At 67.5% G+C, this 20,820-nt stretch carries 16 protein-coding genes; 9 read left to right on the forward strand and 7 right to left on the reverse strand.

Annotated features, from left to right (window positions below):
* Both FHD68_RS10800 and FHD68_RS10805 read left to right on the forward strand, forming a co-directional pair.
* Positions 1-763 (forward strand): substrate binding domain-containing protein (locus FHD68_RS10800; protein WP_139085706.1); only part of this gene is annotated, 763 nt, incomplete at its 5' end.
* A complete protein-coding gene (locus FHD68_RS10805) occupies positions 760-948 on the forward strand; it encodes a hypothetical protein (protein ID WP_127897657.1) in 189 nt (62 codons plus the stop codon). The genes FHD68_RS10800 and FHD68_RS10805, both read left to right, overlap by 4 nt.
* Positions 949-967: 19 nt before the next feature.
* On the opposite strand, the gene FHD68_RS10810 is transcribed toward FHD68_RS10805, so the two are convergent.
* Positions 968-2,572 (reverse strand): alpha-glucosidase, encoded by a 1,605-nt coding sequence (locus FHD68_RS10810; protein WP_127899263.1) that lies wholly within the window; start codon positions 2,570-2,572, stop codon positions 968-970.
* A 117-nt stretch (positions 2,573-2,689) separates the two neighbouring features.
* Between FHD68_RS10810 and glgB the strand changes: the two genes are divergently transcribed.
* From glgB to FHD68_RS10840, 6 genes are read left to right on the forward strand one after another with little or no spacing between them, the layout of a single operon-like run.
* A complete protein-coding gene (gene glgB / locus FHD68_RS10815; protein WP_127897658.1) occupies positions 2,690-4,873 on the forward strand; it encodes a 1,4-alpha-glucan branching protein GlgB in 2,184 nt (727 codons plus the stop codon).
* Positions 4,874-4,895: 22 nt separating this feature from the next.
* Entirely contained in the window at positions 4,896-6,155 is a 1,260-nt protein-coding gene (gene glgC / locus FHD68_RS10820; protein WP_127897659.1) for a glucose-1-phosphate adenylyltransferase, read from the forward strand.
* Positions 6,152-7,579 (forward strand): glycogen synthase GlgA, encoded by a 1,428-nt coding sequence (gene glgA / locus FHD68_RS10825; RefSeq protein WP_127897660.1) that lies wholly within the window; start codon positions 6,152-6,154, stop codon positions 7,577-7,579. Before glgC ends, glgA begins: the two co-directional genes overlap by 4 nt.
* Positions 7,576-9,660: a glycogen debranching protein GlgX gene (glgX, locus tag FHD68_RS10830; RefSeq protein WP_127897661.1), complete on the forward strand. Its 2,085-nt coding sequence runs from the start codon at positions 7,576-7,578 to the stop codon at positions 9,658-9,660. The genes glgA and glgX overlap by 4 nt, the downstream gene beginning before the upstream one ends.
* Entirely contained in the window at positions 9,657-11,531 is a 1,875-nt protein-coding gene (locus FHD68_RS10835) for an amylosucrase (RefSeq protein ID WP_127897662.1), read from the forward strand. The genes glgX and FHD68_RS10835 overlap by 4 nt, the downstream gene beginning before the upstream one ends.
* A complete protein-coding gene (locus FHD68_RS10840; protein ID WP_127897663.1) occupies positions 11,509-13,944 on the forward strand; it encodes a glycogen/starch/alpha-glucan phosphorylase in 2,436 nt (811 codons plus the stop codon). The genes FHD68_RS10835 and FHD68_RS10840 overlap by 23 nt, the downstream gene beginning before the upstream one ends.
* Before the next feature lie 36 nt (positions 13,945-13,980).
* On the opposite strand, the gene FHD68_RS10845 is transcribed toward FHD68_RS10840, so the two are convergent.
* Positions 13,981-15,336, reverse strand: coding sequence for an NCS1 family transporter (locus FHD68_RS10845; protein WP_045981559.1), 1,356 nt, complete (start codon positions 15,334-15,336; stop codon positions 13,981-13,983).
* Between the two features lie 33 nt (positions 15,337-15,369).
* Complete coding sequence (locus FHD68_RS10850; RefSeq protein ID WP_127897664.1) at positions 15,370-16,068, reverse strand: aspartate/glutamate racemase family protein; 699 nt, start codon at positions 16,066-16,068, stop codon at positions 15,370-15,372.
* 130 nt (positions 16,069-16,198) lie between these two features.
* On the opposite strand from FHD68_RS10850, the gene FHD68_RS10855 reads away from it, so the two are divergent.
* Complete coding sequence (locus tag FHD68_RS10855; RefSeq protein WP_127897665.1) at positions 16,199-16,873, forward strand: GntR family transcriptional regulator; 675 nt, start codon at positions 16,199-16,201, stop codon at positions 16,871-16,873.
* Here the strand turns inward: FHD68_RS10855 and FHD68_RS10860 are convergent.
* The 4 genes from FHD68_RS10860 to osmF are packed head-to-tail and all read right to left on the reverse strand — an operon-like array spanning position 16,870 to position 20,580.
* Positions 16,870-17,607 carry an ABC transporter permease gene (locus FHD68_RS10860; protein WP_127897666.1) on the reverse strand — a complete coding sequence of 246 codons (738 nt, stop codon included), beginning with the start codon at positions 17,605-17,607 and terminating at the stop codon, positions 16,870-16,872. The two genes, FHD68_RS10855 and FHD68_RS10860, sit on opposite strands and share 4 nt — an antisense overlap.
* Positions 17,604-18,539 carry an ABC transporter ATP-binding protein gene (locus FHD68_RS10865; protein ID WP_127897667.1) on the reverse strand — a complete coding sequence of 312 codons (936 nt, stop codon included), beginning with the start codon at positions 18,537-18,539 and terminating at the stop codon, positions 17,604-17,606. The genes FHD68_RS10860 and FHD68_RS10865 overlap by 4 nt, the downstream gene beginning before the upstream one ends.
* Complete coding sequence (locus tag FHD68_RS10870) at positions 18,536-19,675, reverse strand: ABC transporter permease (RefSeq protein WP_127897668.1); 1,140 nt, start codon at positions 19,673-19,675, stop codon at positions 18,536-18,538. The genes FHD68_RS10865 and FHD68_RS10870 overlap by 4 nt, the downstream gene beginning before the upstream one ends.
* On the reverse strand, positions 19,675-20,580 hold the full coding sequence (gene osmF / locus FHD68_RS10875; protein ID WP_127897669.1) for a glycine betaine ABC transporter substrate-binding protein OsmF: 906 nt from the start codon (positions 20,578-20,580) through the stop codon (positions 19,675-19,677). The genes FHD68_RS10870 and osmF overlap by 1 nt, the downstream gene beginning before the upstream one ends.
* Between the last annotated feature and the right edge of the window lie 240 nt (positions 20,581-20,820).

The following is a 20,820-nucleotide window of genomic DNA, read 5'->3' on the forward strand; positions in this document are numbered from 1 at the left end:
CCCGGCGCTGGCCGAACTGGTCGCCGCCACCGAAAGCGCCGCCGCGCCCGAGGCCGCGCTGCGCGGGCGGCTGGCCATCGCGGCGCCGATGAGTTTCGGCATCCGCCACCTGGGCCCGGTGATCGCGGGTTTCGCGCGCGCCCATCCGGGGCTGGAGATCGTGCTGGATTACGATGACCGGCATATGGACCTGGGGCGGGCGGGGTTCGATCTGGGGCTGCGCATCGGGCATCTGAAGGACAGCAGCCTGATGGCGCGCCGCCTGTGCGAGGATCCGCGCGCCCTGGTGGCCAGTCCCGATTACCTGGCGCAGCACGGCGCGGTCGGGGCGCCCGGCGATCTGGCGGGGCACGAGGTCATCGGATACCTGAACGCGCGGCTGGCCGAGATCTGGCCCTTTGGCGCCCAGGTCGCGCCGCCCCGGCAGAGCCGGGTGTCGGCCAACAACGGCGAGGCGATGCGCGATCTGGCCATCGGCGGGTTGGGCCTGGCGCTGCTGCCGCTGTTCATCGTCCATGACGCGCTGCGCGACGGGCGGCTGGTGCAGGTGCTGCCGGACCTGGCGCAGGATCCGCTGCCGATCAGCGTGGTCTGGCCGCCGATCCGGCCGCTGCCCCGCAAGACGCGCGCTTTCGTCGATCACATCGCGGCGGCCTTTGCCGAGGACCCGCCATGGCAGCGCGGCCTGGTGCGTCCCGCGACGGCCGGGGGGCCAGCCCCCCGGACCCCCCGCCCCCCCAAGCCCCTGGAAGGTGTGCCATGAAGCTGGTCGATCCCGATGCGCCGTTCTTTCGTCCGCTGTGGGTGCGGGTGATCTGCGTGATCCTGCCGCTGATCTGGGCGGGGCTGGAGCTGTGGTCGGGCAGTCCTGCCTGGGCCATGCTGTTCGGGGCCGCGGGGATCTATCTGGGGCTGGCCCTGTTCGTGTGGCGGCGGCCGGAGCCCTGAGGCCCCAGCCACCCGTATCTTAGGCGGTCAGCGCCGGCGCACCCGTCAGCCAGGCGAAGCCGTTCGCCGGCAGGTGCAGCGTGCCGCCCTCCAGCGTGGCGTTGACCGGGCCGCTGAGGCCGGTATCGCCCGCGATCGCCACCGACAGGGGCGTGCGCGACAGGTTGAACACCGCCGTCAGCGCCCGCCCGTCATGGTCGCGGCGGAAGGCCAGGATCGGTTCGGGCATGTCCAGGAAGGCGGTCTCGCCGAAGCGCAGCGCATCGGACGCCTTGCGGAAGGCGATCGTGCCGCGATAGGCGGCCAGCACGCTGTCGTTGCTGTTCTGCTGATGCGCTACGGCGCGGACCGCCTGGTCGTCCTTGACCGGCAGCCAAGGCGCCGCGTCCGAGAACCCCGCATGCGGTTCGCCCTGATCCCAGACCATCGGCGTGCGGCAGCCGTCGCGGCCCTTGACCTCGGGCCAGAAGCGCAGGGCGGGGGGGTCGGTCAGTTCCTCATAGACCAGGGTCGTCTCGGTCTGGCCCAGCTCCTCTCCCTGATAGAGGCAGATCGTGCCGGGGAAGGACAGCAGCATCGCCGCCGCCTGCCGTGCCAGCGCCTCGGGGGATTGCGCATGGTCGGCCCAACGGGACACGTGCCGGATCACGTCGTGGTTCGAGAAGGACCAGCAGGAATGGCTGTCGGGGGCATGATCGTGCACGCCCTCGATCGTGTGCCGGAAATGGCGCGCGGTGAAGTCGGGGCTGAGCATCTCGAAGCTGTAGCACATGTGCAGGCGGTCATCGCCCTGGGTGTAATCGCCCATGATGTCGATGGCGGTCTGGCCGCCGTCGCCGACCTCTCCGACCATCATGCGGGCGTCGTATTCATCGGTCAGCGCGCGCATGCGTTCCAGGAAGGCGATGTTCTCGGGCTGGTTCTTGGAATGGACGTGGCGCTGAAAGCCGTAGGTCTCGGGGCCCTTGTGGTCGGGATTGGGCGGGTTGTCGCGCAGCTTGGCGTCGTGGAAGTAGTAGTTGACCGTGTCCAGCCGGAACCCGTCGACGCCGCGATCCAGCCAGAATCGCATCGTGTCCAGCAGGGCGTCCTGGACCGCGGGGTTCCACATGTTCAGGTCGGGCTGCTCGATCAGGAAGTTGTGCAGGTAGTACTGGCGCCGGCGCGGCTCCCATTCCCAGGCCGGGCCGCCGAAGACGGAGGGCCAGTTCGTGGGCGGGGTGCCGTCGGGCTTGGGGTCGGCCCAGACATACCAGTCGGCCTTGGGGTTGGTGCGGTCGCGGCGGCTCTCCTCGAACCAGGGATGCTTGTCGCTGGAATGGCTGATGACCTGGTCGATGATGACCTTCAGGCCCAGGGCGTGCGCACGGGCGACCATCGCGTCGAAATCGGCCATGCTGCCGAACAGCGGGTCGACGCCGGTATAGTCGGACACGTCATAGCCCATGTCCTTCTGCGGCGAGGTGAAGAAGGGCGACAGCCAGATCGCATCCACACCAAGGCCCGCCACATGGTCCAGCCGGCGCGTGATGCCCGGCAGGTCGCCGATGCCGTCGCCGTCACTGTCCTGAAAACTGCGGGGATAGATCTGATAGATCACCGCGTCGCGCCACCATTCCGCCATCATCGATACCTTTCCGGAAAATCCTGTCGTCGCGGATGACTATAGCGGGATCAAAAAGGAGGTGTTAGCGTTAACCAGACGATTGCCCGAATCTGTGATCGGGCTAAGGTGGGCCGCATGGACAAAAGCAAGAATCCTCCGCATGTTAGCCCCGAAGATCAGGCCCTGCTGGCCCAGGGGCGATGTTCGCAACCGTTTTCAATTCTGGGACCGCGCCCGTTCGGCGACGGTCAGTGGCTGACCGTCTATCACCCCGACCTGGCCGCACTGTCGGCCGTGGGGCCCGATGGAGAGACGGATCTGCCGCGCGTGGCGGGCGATCTGTTCGCCGGCCCGATCCCGGCCGGTCCCTATCGGCTGAAGGCCCGGTCGGGCGGCGGCGTCGAATGGACCTTTGACGACCCCTATCGGTTCGCGCCCGTGCTGGGCGAGATGGACCTGCACCTGCTGGCCGAAGGCACGCACAAGCGGCTGTGGCAGGTGCTGGGCGCGCATGTGACCACCCATCAGGGCGTCGCAGGGACCCGCTTTGCGGTCTGGGCGCCCAATGCGCGGCGGGTGTCGGTCGTGGGCCAGTTCAACGGGTGGGACGGCCGGCGTCATCCGATGCGCCGCGTGGGCCAGGGGTTCTGGGAGATCTTCCTGCCCGGCCTGGGTGAGGGCACCCTCTACAAGTACGAGGTTCTGGACGCCCATGGCGGGGTGATGCTGAAGGCCGACCCGGTGGGTTTCGGCAGCCAGCATCCGCCCGAGAAGGCCAGTGTGGTGCGCGACATCACCGGCTATGGCTGGAAGGACGCCGAATGGATGGCGCGGCGCGCGCGGGCGCAGGATCGCCGCGCCCCCATCAGCATCTATGAGGTCCATCCGGGCAGCTGGCGGCGCAAGTACGACGATGGCGGGCGGCCGCTCTCCTATCAGGAGATGGCGCGGGATCTGGTCGCCTATGCCAAGGACATGGGCTTCACCCATCTGGAGCTGATGCCGGTCAGCGAATTTCCGTTTGACGGGTCATGGGGCTATCAGCCGGTGGGCCTTTATGCGCCGACGATCCGCTTCGGTCCGCCGCATGAGTTCCGCGACCTGGTCGATGCGGCGCACCAGGCGGGGCTGGGGGTGCTGCTGGACTGGGTGCCGGGGCATTTCCCGACCGACGCGCATGGCCTGGCCCGCTTCGACGGGACGGAGCTTTACGAACATGCCGACCCGCGCGAGGGGTTTCATCAGGACTGGAACACCCTGATCTATAACTATGGCCGGATCGAGGTGCAGAATTTCCTGACCGCGAACGCCGTCTATTGGCTGGACGAATACCATATCGACGGGCTGCGCGTGGATGCGGTGGCGTCGATGCTGTACCGCGACTATTCCCGCAAGGCCGGCGAATGGGTTCCGAACAAGGATGGCGGGCGCGAGAACTATGAGGCGATCGCGTTCCTTCAGAACATGAACATCGAGGCTTACGGCGAACAGCCCGGCATCATGACCGTGGCCGAGGAGAGCACGTCATTCCCCAAGGTGTCGGCCCCGGTCGATGCGGGGGGGCTGGGCTTTGGCTTCAAGTGGAACATGGGCTGGATGAACGACACCCTGCGCTACATGAGCCGCGATCCGGTCCACCGCCGCTATCACCACGACCTGATGAGCTTTGGGCTGATGTACGCCTTCAGCGAGAACTTCATCCTGCCGATCAGCCATGACGAGGTCGTTCACGGCAAGGGCAGCCTGCTGCACAAGATGCCCGGCGACGAATGGCAGCAATTCGCCAACCTGCGCGCCTATTACGGCTTCATGTGGGGGCATCCGGGGAAAAAGCTGCTGTTCATGGGCTGCGAGTTCGGCCAACCCGAGGAATGGAACCACAACGGCGAGCTGAACTGGCACGCCGCCAGCCAGCCGATGCATCAGGGCGTGCAGGCGCTGGTGCGCGACCTGAACGGGCTTTATCGCGGCACGCCCGCGCTGCATGTCAAGGATGCCGAGCCCGAGGGGTTCCAGTGGATCGCGACCGATCCCGCGCAATCGACCTATGCCTGGATCAGGCGCGGGGATGCGGGCGATCCGCCGGTGGTGGTGGTCTGCAACTTCACCCCCGTGCCGCGCCCCGATTTCCGCATCGGCGTGCCGCAGGCGGGGCGCTGGCGCGAGGCGCTGAACACCGATGCCGCGATCTATGGCGGCAGCGGCATGGGCAATCTGGGCGGGGTCCTGGCCGATGGTGCGGCTCAGGATGGCCAGCCCGCGTCCATGGCGGTCACGCTGCCGCCGCTGTCGGTCGTGATCTTCGTGGCCGAGGGCTGATTTCATGAGGGAGGAGAGAACCATGGTCGAAACGCAACGGCTGACGCGCCGCGCGATGGCCTTCGTGCTGGCGGGGGGCCGCGGCAGCCGCCTGAGAGAGTTGACCGACCGGCGCGTCAAGCCCGCCGTCTATTTCGGCGGCAAGACCCGCATCATCGACTTTGCCCTGTCGAACGCGATGAACTCCGGCATCCGCAAGATCGCCATCGCCACGCAGTACAAGGCCCACAGCCTGATCCGGCATTGCCAGCGCGGCTGGAACTTCTTCCGGGCCGAACGCAACGAGTTCCTGGACATCCTGCCCGCCAGCCAGCGCACGTCCGAGGACCATTGGTACCGCGGCACGGCCGATGCGGTCACCCAGAACATCGACATCGTGGACGATTACGACGTCGATTACATCGTCATCCTGGCGGGCGACCACATCTACAAGATGGACTACGAGATCATGCTGCGCGAGCATGTCGAAAGCGGCGCGGACGTCACCGTGGGCTGCCTGACCGTGCCCCGGATGGAGGCCACGGCCTTTGGCGTGATGGACGTGGACGCCACGGGTCGGATCGTGTCCTTCCTGGAGAAGCCCGCCGATCCGCCCGCCATGCCGGGCGAGCCGGACAAGGCGCTGGCCTCGATGGGCATCTATGTCTTCAACTGGGCCTTCCTGCGCGACCTGCTGCTGCGCGATGCGCAGGACCCCAATTCCAGCCACGATTTCGGCACCGACTTGATCCCCGATATCGTCAAGAACGGCAAGGCGATGGCGCATCGGTTCGACACGTCCTGCGTGCGCGAGGCGCATGCGCCGGCCTATTGGAAGGACGTGGGCACGGTCGACGCCTTCTGGCAGGCCAACATCGCGCTGACCGACTTTACCCCGGACCTGAACCTGTGGGACCGCGACTGGCCGATCTGGACCTATTCCGAAAGCGTGCCGCCCGCCAAGTTCATCCATGACGAGACCGACCGCCGCGGCCTTGCCGTGTCGTCGATGGTGTCCGGGGGCTGCATCATCTCGGGGACCGAGGTGCGCAATTCGCTGCTGTTCACCGAGGTGCACACGAACAGCTATGCGGTCCTGGATCACGCTGTGGTGCTGCCCTACGTGACAGTGAACCGCCATGCCCGGCTGCGCAACGTCGTGATCGACAGCCGCGTGGTCATCCCCGAGGGCCTGATCGTCGGAGAGGACCCCGATGCCGATGCCCGCTGGTTCCGCGTCAGCGAGGGCGGCGTGACCCTGATCACCCAGGACATGCTGGACCGGCGGGCGGCATCCCTGTGATACGGGTGCTGTCGGTCGCCTCCGAGATCGCCCCCCTGGTCAAGACCGGGGGGCTTGCCGACGTCACGGGCGCGTTGCCCGCCGCCCTGGCGGGCGTGGGCGTCCACATGCGCAGCCTGGTCCCCGGCTATCCGGCGGTGATGGCCGCACTGCAGGAAGCCGAGGCCGTTCATGCCTTCGACGACCTGTTCGGCGGGCCCGCGGTCCTGCTGCAGGGGCGGGGCGCGGGGCTGGACCTGCTGGTGATCGACGCACCCCATCTGTATGGCCGCCCCGGCAACCCCTATCTGGGCCCCGACGGGCGCGACTGGCCGGACAACCCGGAACGCTTTGCCGCGCTGTCCTGGGTGGGCGCGCATGTCGCGGCCCATGGCGCGACCGGATGGCGCCCCCAGGTGCTGCACGGTCACGACTGGCAGGCGGGCTTCATGACCGAATACCTGCCGCGCATGGGCGGGGCCGATGTGCGGACGGTGCTGACCATCCACAACATCGCCTTCACCGGGTCGACCGATCCGGGGCGGCTGCATTCGCTGCGCCTGGACCCCGCGCGGTTCTACAGCGAGGGATACGAGTTCTGGGGCGGCATCTCGGCGCTGAAGGCCGGGCTGATGGGCGCGGACGCGCTGACCACCGTGTCGCCCAGCTATGCTGACGAATTGATGACGCCCGAATTCGGCATGGGGCTGGACGGGGTCATGCGCCACCGGCAGGCCGCCCTGACCGGCATCCTGAACGGCATCGACGAACAGGCCTGGGACCCCGCGACCGACCCGGCTATCGTTCCTTTCGCCGACCCGGCGGGCAAGGCCGCCGCCAAGGCCGCGTTGCAGGCGGAGCTGGGCCTGCCGCAGGCGGAGGGGCCGCTTTGCGTGATCGTGTCGCGGATGACCCATCAGAAGGGTTTGGACCTGGTGCTGGAGACGCTGCCCGCGCTGATGGCGGCGGGCGGTCAGCTGGCGGTCCTGGGGTCGGGCGATCCGGGCTTGGAACAGGCGTTCCGGCAGGCGGCGGCGAACCCCAACGTGGCCGTGCGCATCGGTTATGACGAGGCGTTCTCTCATCGGCTGATCGCCGGGGGGGACGCGATCCTGGTGCCGTCGCGGTTCGAACCCTGCGGGCTGACGCAGATGTACGGACTGCGCTATGGCACCATCCCGGTCGTCGCGCTGACCGGCGGGCTGGCCGACACGGTCATCAACGCCTCCCCCGCGGGGCTGGCGCGCGGCGTCGCCACGGGCATCCAGTTCGCGCCCGTCACGGCGGTGGCGCTGCGCGGGGCGCTGATGCGGCTGGCGACCCTTTACGCGGACCGGGACACCTGGTCCCGGATGCAGGCCAACGCCATGGCCCATCCCGTCGGGTGGGGGCAGTCGGCCCGTGCCTATGCCGATCTCTATGCAAGGCTGACCCATCCGTCATGACCCAGACCATCGCGATGACCGCAGGGCGCCCCACGCCCCTGGGTGCGACCTTCGACGGCGCGGGGGTGAACTTTGCGGTGTTCTCTCAGCATGCCGAACGCGCCGTGCTGTGCCTGTTCGACGAACGCAACCGAGAGACGCGGGTCGATCTGCCCGAACGCGAGGGCCATGTCTGGCACGGCCATGTCGAGGGGTTGCGCCCCGGCCAGAAATACGGCTTTCGGATGCACGGCCCCTATCGCCCCCACGAAGGGCATCGCTTCAACGCGCGCAAGCTGTTGATCGACCCCTATGCCAAGCGGCTGACGGGACGGCCCGCCGCACATGACGCGCTGATGGGATACCGGGTCGGGCACCACGATGCCGACCTGTCCTTCGACCGCCGCGACAGCGCGCAGCACATGCCGAAGTCGGTGGTCGTGGACCCCAGCTTCGCCTGGGGCGACGACCGTGCCCTGCACCGGCCCCTGTCGGAGACGGTGATCTATGAGGCGCATGTCAAGGGACTGACCGCAGGGCGCACCGATATCGGGCATCGCGGCAGCTATCTGGCGATGGCGTCCGAACCCGTCCTGGATCACCTGACGCGGCTTGGCGTCACCGCGATCGAGCTGCTGCCCGTCCATGCCTTTGCCGACGACCGCTTTCTGACCGACAGGAAGCTGACGAATTTCTGGGGCTACATGTCCTATGGGTTCTTCGCGCCGGAACCGCGCTACATGCAGACGGGCGACATCGCCGAATTCCAGCAGATGGTCGCACGGTTCCACAAGGTCGGGATCGAGGTGATCCTGGACGTCGTCTACAACCACACCGCCGAAGGCAACGAACTGGGCCCGACCCTGTCGTTCCGCGGGCTGGACAACGCGTCCTATTACCGCCTGGCCGAGGATCGGCGGTTCTATGTCAACGATGCGGGCACCGGCAACGTGCTGAACCTGGACAGCCCCTTCACGCTGCGGCTGGTCATGGATTCGCTGCGCTACTGGGTCGAGGTGATGCATGTGGACGGGTTCCGCTTCGACCTGGCATCCGTGCTGGGGCGCACGCGCGGCGTGTTCGACCGCGACGCGCCGCTGTTTCGTGCCATCCGCCAGGACCCGGTCCTGAACCGCATCAAGCTGATCGCGGAACCCTGGGACATCGGGTCAGGGGGCTATCAGCTGGGCGCCTATCCCGCGCCTTTTGCCGAATGGAACGACCGCTATCGCGACCAGATCCGCGGGTTCTGGCGGGGCGATCAGGGCCTGATCGGCAAGCTTGCCAAGCGGGTGGCGGGATCGGCCGCGCGGTTCGACCATGACGGTCGCCCCGCGACCAGTTCGGTGAATTTCGTGGCCGCCCATGACGGCTTCACGCTGATGGACACGGTCAGCTTCAACGACAAGCACAACGAGGCCAACGGCGAGGAGAACCGCGACGGCCACAACCACAACCTGTCCGACAACATGGGCGCCGAAGGCCCGACCGACGATCCCGCGATCACCGCCGCGCGCGACCGCCGCCGCCGCAACCTGATCGCCACGCTGATGCTGTCCCAAGGCACGCCCATGCTGCTGGCCGGCGACGAGCTGGGAAACAGCCAGGGCGGCAACAACAACGCCTATGCCCAGGATAACCCGACGGGCTGGGTCGACTGGGACGGCGCGGACCCGGCCTTCCTGGACTTCGTGCGCCGCGTCATCGCGTTCCGGCGCGCGCATCCGATCCTGCGGCAGAAGCGTTTCCTGCACAGCCAGCCGCGCGAACAGGACGGGCTGCCTGACCTGTTCTGGCGCCGGGCCGACGGCGCGCCGATGACGCCCGACGACTGGAACGACCCCGACTGCCGCCTGCTGGCGGCCGAGATGCGCATGGCATCCGGCACGCCCGCCTATGCGGCCCTGCCGGGAGCGGTCTTCCTGGTCTTCAACAACGGCCCCGAGGCGCAGGTCCGCCTGCCCGACGCGCCCGATGGCCGCTGGCGCCGCCGCCTGGACAGCGCGCGGGACGACGACCCGGACCTGCCTGCCCAGGACCTTGAACCCATCGCCGCCGACAGCGTCGCGGCCTTCGTGCTGACCACCCCGAGCGTATCATGACCCAAGCCCCCTCGATCTTCGACATGCGCCTCGCGCGCAGCGCGCCCGACCTGTGGCCCATGCTGGAACGCCTGTACGGCGATCGCCCCGATTACGACGCCTTCTGCGCCGAGCTGGAGGCCGCGCTGCGCGAGGGCTGGGCCGCGCGCCCCGCCGACCTGAAGCGCCTGGACCTGATGCGCGACCTGGAGCCCGACTGGTTCCAGCGGTCTGGCATGGCGGGCTATGTCTTCTACATCGACCGCTTTGCGGGGACGCTGTCCGGGGTGCATGGCCGGCTGGATTACCTGCGCGATCTGGGCATCAGCTATGTCCACCTGATGCCCTGCCTGATGCCGCGGCCGGGCGACAGCGATGGCGGCTATTCGGTGATGGACTATCGCCAGATCAACCCGGCCTTCGGGCGCATGGCCGACCTGACGCGGCTGGCGGGCAGCCTGCGCGAACGGGGCATGTCGCTGTGTGTGGATCTGGTGCTGAACCACACCGCGCAGGAGCACGAATGGGCGCGGCGCGCGGCGGCGGGTGATCCGGAGTACCAGGACATGTACCTGATGTTCGACGACGACACGCTGCCCCGCGCCTATGAGGCGTCGCTGATCGAGATCTTTCCCGAGACCGCGCCGGGCAGCTTCACCCATCACCCCGAATTCGGCAAATGGGTCTGGACCACGTTCAACGCCCATCAATGGGACCTGAACTGGGCCAACCCGCGGGTGTTCCTGGAGATTGTGCGGATCATGCTGAACCTGGCCAACAAGGGCGTCGATGTTCTGCGCCTGGACGCGGTGGCCTTCATGTGGAAGCGCATGGGCACCACCTGCCAGTCCCAGCCCGAAGTCCACCTGATCCTGCGCGCCTTGCGCGCATGCACCCGGATCGCGGCCAGCGCGGTGATCCACCTGGAGGAGGCCATCGTCGGCCCGGCCGAGATGCTGACCTATTTCGGGCGCGGCGAACATGACGGGCGCGAGGGGAACCTCTGCTATCACAACAGCCTGATGGTCCAGTACTGGTCAGCCTTGGCCACGCGCGACACGCGGCTGATGACACATGTGCTGCGCACGCATTTCCCGCGCGTGCTGACGAACGCGACCTATGCAACGTACATCCGCTGTCACGACGACATCGGATGGGCGATCACGGATGAGGATGCGGGCGCCTTGGGCCTGTCGGGGGCGGCGCATCGCGCCTTCCTGTCAGATTTCTATGACGGCAGCTATCCGGGCAGCTTCGCCCGCGGCGTGCTGTTCCAGGAGAACCCCGAGACCGGCGACAAGCGCATTGCCGGCAGCTTTGCCGCACTGGCTGGGCTGGAGGCCGGGCTGGCCGCGGGCGATCCGCTGGCGGTCGACCGGGCCGTGGACCGCATCCTGCTGGGCCATGCGCTGATCGCGTCCTTCGGCGGCATCCCCCTGATCTACATGGGGGACGAACTGGCGATGGTGAACGACCACGGCTATCTGGACGTACCCGAGCATGCGCATGACAGCCGCTGGATCAACCGCCCCGCCATGGACTGGGACCGCGCCGCCCGCGCAAGCGCCGACCCCGCCACGCCCGAGGGCCGCGTCCTGCACGGCACCCGCGCCATCCTGGCCGCGCGCCGGTCCTGCGACCGCCTGCATGGCGGGCATCCGACCGAAATTCTGGACTGCGGCAACGCCGCGCTGCTGGCATTCGCACGCCGCGCGCCCCAGGGCGGCATTCTGTGTCTTTTCAACTTCACGGAAAGCTGGCAACAGGTCAGCGGCGACTGGTTGCGCTTTCAAGGCGTGACGGACATGCGCGACATTCTGTCGGACGCGACGGTGACGCTGCATGACGACATGCTGGCATTGCCACCCTATGGCCGCGTCTGGTTGTCCTGATTTTTCCCTGCGCAAGAGGCGGAATGTGACCCAATCCCTGTCGGCACAGGATCTGCGCGATCAGATCCTGCATCACCTGACCCACACCCAGGGCCGCGGCCCGGAATTCGCAACCGTTTTCGATTGGCGCCTTGCCGTCAGCTATACGGTGCGCGACCTGATGGTCGGCCCCTGGGTCGGCGCCATCCGTGCCGCCCGCGACCAGGGCGCCAAGCGGGTCTATTACCTGTCGATGGAATTCCTGATCGGCCGCATCCTGGGCGATGCGATCATCAACCTGAACCTGGAGCCCGCCATGGGCGAGGCGCTGACCCTGCTGGGTCTGGACGAGCAGGTGATCCTGGACGACGAACCCGACGCGGCCTTGGGCAACGGCGGGTTGGGGCGTTTGGCGGCGTGTTTCTTGGAATCGCTGTCGTCGCTGTCCTGCCCGGCCTTCGGCTATGGCATCCGCTATGAGCACGGCCTGTTCCGCCAGCGCTTCGAGGGCGGCCAGCAGGTCGAGACCCCCGAGGATTGGCTGAACCAGCCGCATCCGTGGGAATTCGTGCGCATCAACTACAGCTACGAGATCGGGTTCAAGGGTCATGTCGACACGGTCGACGGCCATGCCGTCTGGCATCCGGGCGAAAGCGTCGTGGCGCGTGCCTATGACACGCCGGTCATCGGCTGGGGCGGGGACTGGGCCAACACGCTGCGGCTGTGGGGGGCGCATCCGACGACGCTGCTGGACCTCAAGCGCTTCAACGCGGGCGATCACACGGCTGCGGCCGAACCCGAGGCGCTTGCCCGCACGCTGTCGCGCGTTCTTTACCCCGATGACACCACGGAATCGGGCAAGGAATTGCGGCTGAAGCAGGAATATTTCCTGACCTCGGCCGCGTTGCAGGACATCCTGGCACGGTTCCTGGCCGAACATGGCGACCTGGAGATCCTGCCAGACAAGGTCGCGATCCAGCTGAACGACACCCACCCCGCCATCGCCGGGCCCGAACTGATCCGCCTGCTGATGGACGTGCATGGCCTGGCCTTCGACCGCGCGCAGGACCTGGCGCGGCGGACGCTGAACTATACCAACCACACCTTGCTGCCCGAGGCGTTGGAGCGGTGGTCCACCTGGCTGATGGGCCGCGTGCTGCCCCGGCACATGCAGATCATCCAGATGATCGACGAGGATCACCGCAAGACCACCAACCGCCCCGCCCATATCGGCATCGTGCATGGCGACCAGGTCCACATGGGAGAACTGGCCTTCATCATGGCGGGCCGCGTGAACGGCGTGTCCGCGCTGCACACCGATCTGGTCAAGGACACGGTCTTTGCCGACCTGCACAAGCTGCACCCAGATCGGATCGTGAACCAGACCAACGGCGTGACCCCGCGCCGCTGGCTGCGCATGTCGAACCCGGCGCTGACGCGGCTTCTGGACGACACCATCGGCACCGGCTGGACCAAGGACCTGGACCAGCTGGCGGGACTTGAAACCCATGCCGGCGACGCGACCTTCCTGCAACATCTGCGGGGCGCAAAGCGCGCCAACAAGGTCGCCCTGTCCGACGGGTTGCTGGCGGGGCTGGGCGTCAAGGCCGACCCGGACGCGATCTTCGACGTCCAGATCAAGCGCATCCACGAATACAAGCGCCAGCTGCTGAACGTGCTGGAGGCGATCGCCCTGTGGAAGCGCATCCATGACAGCCCGAACGGCGACTGGACGCCCCGCGTCAAGATCTTCGGCGGAAAGGCGGCGCCGGGATACTGGCTGGCGAAGTCGGTGATCCACCTGATCAACGACGTGGCCGCCAAGATCAACAACGACCCGGTCACGGCAAAATATCTGCAGATCGCCTATCCGCCGAATTACAACGTCTCGATGGCCGAGGACCTGATCCCCGCCGCCGATCTGTCCGAACAGATCAGCACCGCGGGCAAGGAGGCGTCGGGCACCGGCAACATGAAGTTCACCATGAACGGCGCGCTGACCATCGGCACGCTGGACGGCGCCAACGTCGAGATCCGCGAGCATGTGGGCCCCGAGAACTTCTTCCTGTTCGGCCTGACCGCCGAGGAGGCCGCGGCCGAGAAGGCCCGCCCCGGCCATGCCCGCGCCGCGATCGAGGCGTCCGAGGACATGAAGATCGCCCTGCAGCTGATCGCCGAAGGTCAGTTCGGCCGGGCCGACAGCTATTACACGCTGCTGGACCGGACCTGGAACGACGACCCGTTCCTGGTCGCGTCCGATTTCGACAGCTATTTCGCGACGCAGCGGGCGGTGGACCGGGCCTATGCCGATCATGCGGCCTGGGACCGGATGGCGGCCCTGAACATCGCGCGGTCGGGGTTCTTCTCGTCCGACCGGACGATCCGGGGATACATGCGCGACATCTGGCACGCGGTGCCGGTCGTGCCCGCATGATGCGAAAGGCCCCCGTCACCGGGGGCCTTTTTCCTGTCAGGCGCGGAAGCGCTGTGCCGATGGCAGGTACTGCATCAGCAGCCAATAGGTGACCCCCGCCGGGATCAGGCTGGCATACCAGCTGATGCCCGAAAAGATCAGCGCGACGATCACGCCCACCACGGTCGCGATGACCGCCGCCGGGTTCCAGCCGCGATAGGGGCCGTCGGCATCGTAATGGTGGTCAAGGTTCAGGGTCTGGCGGCGGATCACGTAATAGTCGACCACCAGGATCGCGAAGATCGGCCCCAGGAAGGCGCTGTAGGTCTGGATGAACAGCCCAAGCCCCGCCGCGGATTCGTCGCGCACCAGCAGCCAGGGGAAGGTCGCGAAGGCCAGAAGGCCCACGATGACGGCGGCCGATTTGAACGACAGCTTGAACACGTCCATCATCGCATAGGCGGGCGGCACCACGTTGTTCAGGATGTTGGTCGTCACCTGCGCGAAGGCGATGAACAGGAGCGTCACCACCAGCAGGATCGGGTTGTCCACCGCGCTGGAGAAGACCTTGATCGGGTCGACCTCTCCGGTGGCCGAGGACACCATCAGGCCGATCATCCCCATGAACAGCGTCGCGGGCAGGATCGAGTTGGCATAGATCACCACCTGCCGCACCGATCCCACGCGGTGCTGCAATTCGCGCGAATAGTCCGACACGTTCAGCATCATCGTGGAATAGACGCCCAGGAACAGCATCGTGGCCCCCCAGAACGGCGCGCCCCAGGTGCCTTCGGCCTGGATCAGGTTGGTGCTGATCTGGTCGCCATACTGCCCGATCACGCTGAAGAACATGTAGATCAGCGCGCCGATGATGAATACGGCGCCGATGTTCTCCAGCCACTTGATGCCGTGGAAACCCAGCACAGACAGGGCGATCTGCAGGAACTGGAAGCCTATGAAAAACACCCAGATGTTGGAGTAGCCGAACATTGTCTCGGACACCAAGTTCAGGGCGCCGGCGCCGATCCAGCTTTGAAAGCCGTACCAGACGATCGCCGGGACCGATCGCACCAGCGCGGGCAGCCGCGTCCCGGCAAAGCCGAAGGACGACCGGGCCTGCACCATGAAGGGGATGCCGTACTTGTGGCCCGCGCGCCCGTTGATCATCAGCGCAAGGCCGATGACCGTGCAGCCGATGGCGATGGCCACGACGGTCTGGATCAGGTTCAGCGTGCCCACCAGCCCCGATCCGACGGTGAAGGTGCCGATGCTGACGCAGCCGCCCAGCCAAGCGAACAGGTAGGACCAGGGGTCCATGATGCGGGTGGTCTGCGGGGCAAGGCTCTCCTCGCCCGGTCTTTTGTCGTCCAGGGCATGTGGGGCGTGATCGGCGATCGTTCCGGTATGGGTCATGGGGATACTCCCTGTATGGAGATGGCGGGTTTCTTATTTTTGGATCGGGTGCGCATAGGCCCCGATCTTGGAGGTCAGCAGCCCGGCGCCGACCAGCGCCTCGGCGAACTTGGTGGCGACGGTCACGCCGTCGATGACGGGAATCCCCGTCTCGTGGCTCAGCCATTCGGTCAGGTCGGACATGCCGGCGCATCCCAGAACGACGGCTTCGCAGCGGTCCTCCTCGATGGCGCGCAGGATTTCGGCACGAACCAGCTGCCGTGCATTCGATCCGGGCTCTTCCAGGGCCAGCACCGGAATTTCCGCCGACCGGACGCGACGGCACTGGTGGTCAAGGCCGTACTTGCGCACCAATTCCTCGATCACCGGGACGGAGCGGGGCAGGGTGGTGACGATGGAGAACGACGTGGCGATCATGCTGGCGGCCTTGATGCCCGCCTCGCAGATGCCCAGCACGGGGCCGGTCGCGACCTCGCGGCAGGCACCGATGGCGGGATCGTCGAAACAGGCGACCACGATGGCGTCGGCGCCCTCGGCCTGGGCCTGCTGCACCTCGCGCAGCAGGTGGGCGGCGGACATCACCTCGTCGAAATGGCCCTCGATGCTGGCGGGGGCGCCATGGGCGGTACGGCCCTCGACATTAGTGCCGGGGGCGGCCACCGCGCGGGCCGATGCCAGGATCTTGTCGGTCATCGATGCAGTGGAGTTGGGGTTGATCACGACCAGCTTCATTGGCGTCTCCGTGTTCCTGAGTCGCCCTATTGTTACCACGAATTGTTAACAATCTATAATCATATTTTTCTGCCGTCTTTCCGGGCGGAACAATGTTGCGAAGGCCCAAGGAAGGTGCAAATTGGAAACCATGGACAAGCCCTTGGAAACAATGATCGTGGACAGCATCCTGGACGCCATCGCCGATCAGCGGCTGCGCGCGGGGACCAAGCTGGGCGAACAGGCGCTGTCGGATATCTTTGCCTGCAACCGCGCCCATGTGCGGCGTGCGCTGTCGATGCTGACCGGCTGGCAGGTCGTGGATCACCTGCCCAATCGCGGCGCCTATGTCGCGACGCCCACCCCACAGGATGCGCGCGACGTCTTTCAGGCGCGCCGTGCGATCGAGACGACGATCTGCCGCAATGCCGTCCGGCTGGCCGACGCGCAGGACCTGGCCGACCTGCAGGCGCATCTGGCGGCCGAGGATGCGGCCCGCGGGCAGGACAACCGCCCCGCCGCCATCCGCCTGTCGCGCGGGTTTCACATCCTGTTGGCGCGGATCGGGCGCAACCCGGTGCTGACCCGCTATCTGGACGAGCTGACGATGCGGTCGTCGCTGATCATCGGCCTGTACGCCCAGGGCCACGCCACGCTGTGCGCCGAGGATGAGCATGCGAACATCGTCGCGGCCATCGCCGCGCGGGACGAGGGGCGGGCCCTGTCCTTGCTGGATACGCACCTGCGCCATATCGAGGCGGGGATCCGGTTCGACGACGCGTTGCCTGTGACGGGCGCGCTGTCCGCGGCGTTGCGGGGACGCTAGCGGTCCAGGCCGGTGCGGCGGGCGGCGATCCGTTCCAGCGCCTGAAAGCCTTCGTGGATCAGCACTGCGATGATGCCGACGACAAGCCCGCCTTGCAGGACGAAGGCCGTGTTCGACGACAGCAGCCCCGCGATGATCACCTCGCCCAGGGTGCGGGCCGCGACGGTCGAGCCGATCGTGGCCGTGCCAAGCGAGATCACAGCCGTCAGCCGCATTCCCCCCAGGACCACCGGCAGGGCCAACGGCAGGTCGACCTGCCACAGCCGCTGGCGATGGGTCAGGCCCATGCCGCGCGCAGCCTCGGCCACGTTGGCGGGCTGGGTGGTCAGGCCTGCCAGCGTGTTCTCGAACACCGGCAGAAGGCCGTAGAGGAACAGCGCCACCAGGGTCGGCCCGGCGCCGAACCCCATGATCGGCACGGCCAGTGCCAGCACAGCCACGGGCGGAAAGGTCTGGCCCACGCTGGTGATCGTGCGCGCCAAGGGCAGGAACTCGCGCCCCGCGGGCCGCGTCACCAGCACCGCCAGCACCAGCGCCACCACGGTCGAGGCGATGACCGCCAGCCCGACCAGCGCCAGATGCGACAGGGTCAGCGACCAGAGCGGGGTCTGGGTATAGATCGCGGGCGCGTTGTTGCGGGTGAAGGGTTGAAAGACCGGCGCGAACCAGCCCGGCGCGATCAGGAAGGCCAGCAGCAGAACCGCGGCCATGACCAGCAGGATGCGTCCGATCATTCCGCCGCCCGCGCCTGCGGGGCGGCCTGGGCGCGCAGGGCAGCCAAGGTGATGACGCCGCCGCCTTCGACCGGCAGGGCGTCGCGCCCGCTCCACAGGCATTCGGCCAGCGCGTCGCGCAGGGTCGCCTCGCGCGGCAGGGCGGGGCCGTCGGCTTGGCCCTCGCGCGCCAGGGCATGGGCCGGGGTCAGGGACAGCAGGTGGAAGGGTCGCTGATCCAGCCCGATCAGATCACGGACGAAGGGCGTGGCGGGGGCGGTCAGGATCTCGGACGGGGGGGCGTATTGGACCAGTCGGCCCTTGTCCATGACGGCGATGCGGTCGCCCAAGGTCACCGCCTCCTCCATGTCGTGGGTGACCAGGATCAGCGTGGTGCCAAGCCGGCGCTGGATATCGCGCAGGTCGGCCTGCGCCTTGGCGCGGATCACCGGGTCCAACGCGCCAAAGGGCTCGTCCATCAGCAGCAGGTCGGGCTTCGCCGCCAGCGCACGGGCCACGCCCACGCGCTGCTGCTGGCCGCCGGACAGCTCATGGGGCATGCGGTCGCGGAACTGGTCGGGCGCCATCTGGAACAGCGTCAGCAACTCGTCCACCCGGTCGCGGATCGCGGCTTGGTCCCAGCCCAGCAGGCGCGGGACGGTGGCGATGTTCTGGCCCACGGTGCGATGCGGGAACAGCCCATGGCCCTGGATCGCATAGCCGATGCGGCGCCGCAGCAGATGGGGCGCGACCTCGCGCGTGTCCTGCCCGTCGATCAGCACGCGACCGCTGCTGGGTTCGACAAGGCGGTTGATCATGCGCAACAGCGTCGTCTTGCCCGACCCCGAGGTGCCGACCAACGCCGCGATCTGGCCGGGTTCGACCGTCAGGCTGACATCGTCGACCGCGGCGCGGCCGTCATAGATTCGGGTCAGGTTCTGGATGTCGATCATGCGGACCTCCGGCTGGAACGCACCAGCAGATCAAGAGCGATGCCGGCGGTCAGCGCCAGCGCGATGGTGGGCAGGGCGCCCAGCAGGACCAGATCCATCGCGGTCTGGTTCAGGCCCTGAAAGACGAAGGTACCGAAGCCGCCGCCGCCGATCAGCCCGGCGATGACCGCCAGCCCGATATTCTGGACCAGCACGATGCGCACCGCCGCCAGCAGCACCGGCAAAGCCAGCGGGATCAGCACCTGCACCAGCAGCTGCGCCCGCGTCAGGCCCAGGCCGATCGCGGCCTCGCGCGTGGCGGGGTTCACGCCGGTCAGCCCGGTCAGCGTGTTCGACACGACCGGCAGCAGCGAATAGAGAAACAGCGCGACCAGCGCCGGGAACAGGCCGATGCCCGCCACCCCCGCCTGCGCGGCGCCGGGCACATTGGCCGCGATCCATCCAAAGACGGGGATCATCACCCCGAACAACGCCAGCGACGGGATCGTCTGCAGGATATTCAGCACCGACAGAACCGGCCCCCTTAGCCGCCGCGCTTGATAGAGCGCCACCCCAAGCGGCAGCCCGATCAGCAGCGCCAGCGCCAGTGACCCAAAGGCCAGCGTCAGATGCGCCCGCGCCTCGCGCAGGAAGATGTCCTGTCGGGCGGCGTATTCGCGCATGACGGACACTCCGTCCAGCGCGCCCGACCCCAGGATCGCGCCGATGGCGACGACCGCCCCGGCCAAAATCAGCCAGCGTAGCCACAGCGCCGGGTTCATCCGCGCCAGCGCATCGGCCAGCATCAGGGCGAACGCCAGTGCCATCAGCCAGAACCCGACCGATGGCGCGACGCGGGCCAGGGTGTTGTCGGGCGGGGTCAGATGCGTCGCCGCCGTACCTAAGGCTAGCAGCACCGCCAGCAGCGCCGCCGCTCCCGCGGCAAGGCGCAGCGCGGGCGGCCAGCGCAGGCAGCCCGCGACCAGCACCGCGGCCAAGGCCACGGTCAGGATCAGTCCCTGGGGCAGAGAGGCGGTCAGGGACAGCCCCTCGCCCAGCACGATGCGGTTCGGCTTGAACTGCACCAGCGGCAGGGCCAGCCCGGCCAGCCCGATCACCGCGAACAGCAGGCCGGGCCGGTCAAGCCGCGCGCGCATCAGTCCAGAAAGCCCGCATGGGTCAGGTGGTCGCGGGCGACGGTGGCGGCGGGTTCGCCGCCGATCTGAATGCGGCCGTTCAGTTCCTGCAGGGTCTCAAGGTCAAGCGACGAGAAGATCGGTGCCAGGATGTCGGGGATCTCCGGATGCGCCTCAAGAACCTCGGCGCGGATGATTGGAGCGGGCTGATAGACGGGCTGCACGCCCTTGTCGTCCTCCATCACGACCAAACCGGCGGGCGCGATGCCGCCATCGGTGCCATAGACCATCGCCGCGTTCACGCCCGAGGTCTGCTGCGCCGCCGCCGCGATGGTCGCGGCCGTGTCACCGCCCGACAGCTGCACCAGCTGGTCGGGGCTCATGGTGAAGCCATAGGTTTCCTGGAACGCCGGAAGCGCCGCGGCCGAAGTCACAAATTCGGTCGATGCCGCCAGCTTGACGTCGCCGCCCCCCGCGATCCATTCGCCCATCTGGGTCATGGTCTGTAGGTCGTTTTCGGTCGCGACGTCCTGGCGCAGCGCGATGGCCCAGGTGTTGTTCGCGGGCGAGGGTTGCAGCCAGACGATATCGTTCTGTTCCAGATCCAGCTCGGCCACGCGCTTGTAGCCGGCTTCGGCATCCTTCCAGACATCGCTGTCGGCCTCGTTGAAGAAGAACGCGCCGTTGGCGGTGTATTCCGGATAGATGTCGATCTGCCCCGAGGTGATCGCGTCGCGCATGATCGGCGTGCCTCCCAGCTGCAGGCGGTCCTGCACCGGCAGGCCCGCGTCCTGCAGCGCCAGCAGGATCATGTTGCCCAGAAGGCCACCCTCGGTGTCGATTTTGGAGGACACGGTGATGTCCTGGGCACCGGCGGCGCCACCGAGGCCGATCAGCAGCGCGGCAAGGGGGGTAAGGGCTTTCATGCGGATCTCCTGTCGCGCGGACGGCATTGTTGGGCTCGACAATGCAAATGCCCGCGCGGCGATTTGGTTCCGGCATGGTTGGGTAGGATCCTGTCGTCCCGCCCATGGCGATCCGGCGGACCTGGGCTGACCCGTGCCGCACCGGATGCCGGTCGTCCGTCGGTCACGGACGCGCCGGCCCGGCCTCAGCCGCCGATGCTGCGCCCCGCGCTGGACCCGCCGAACCCGCCGCGCGACGCG

Source organism: Paracoccus marcusii (assembly GCF_006151785.1).
GTDB lineage: Bacteria > Pseudomonadota > Alphaproteobacteria > Rhodobacterales > Rhodobacteraceae > Paracoccus > Paracoccus marcusii.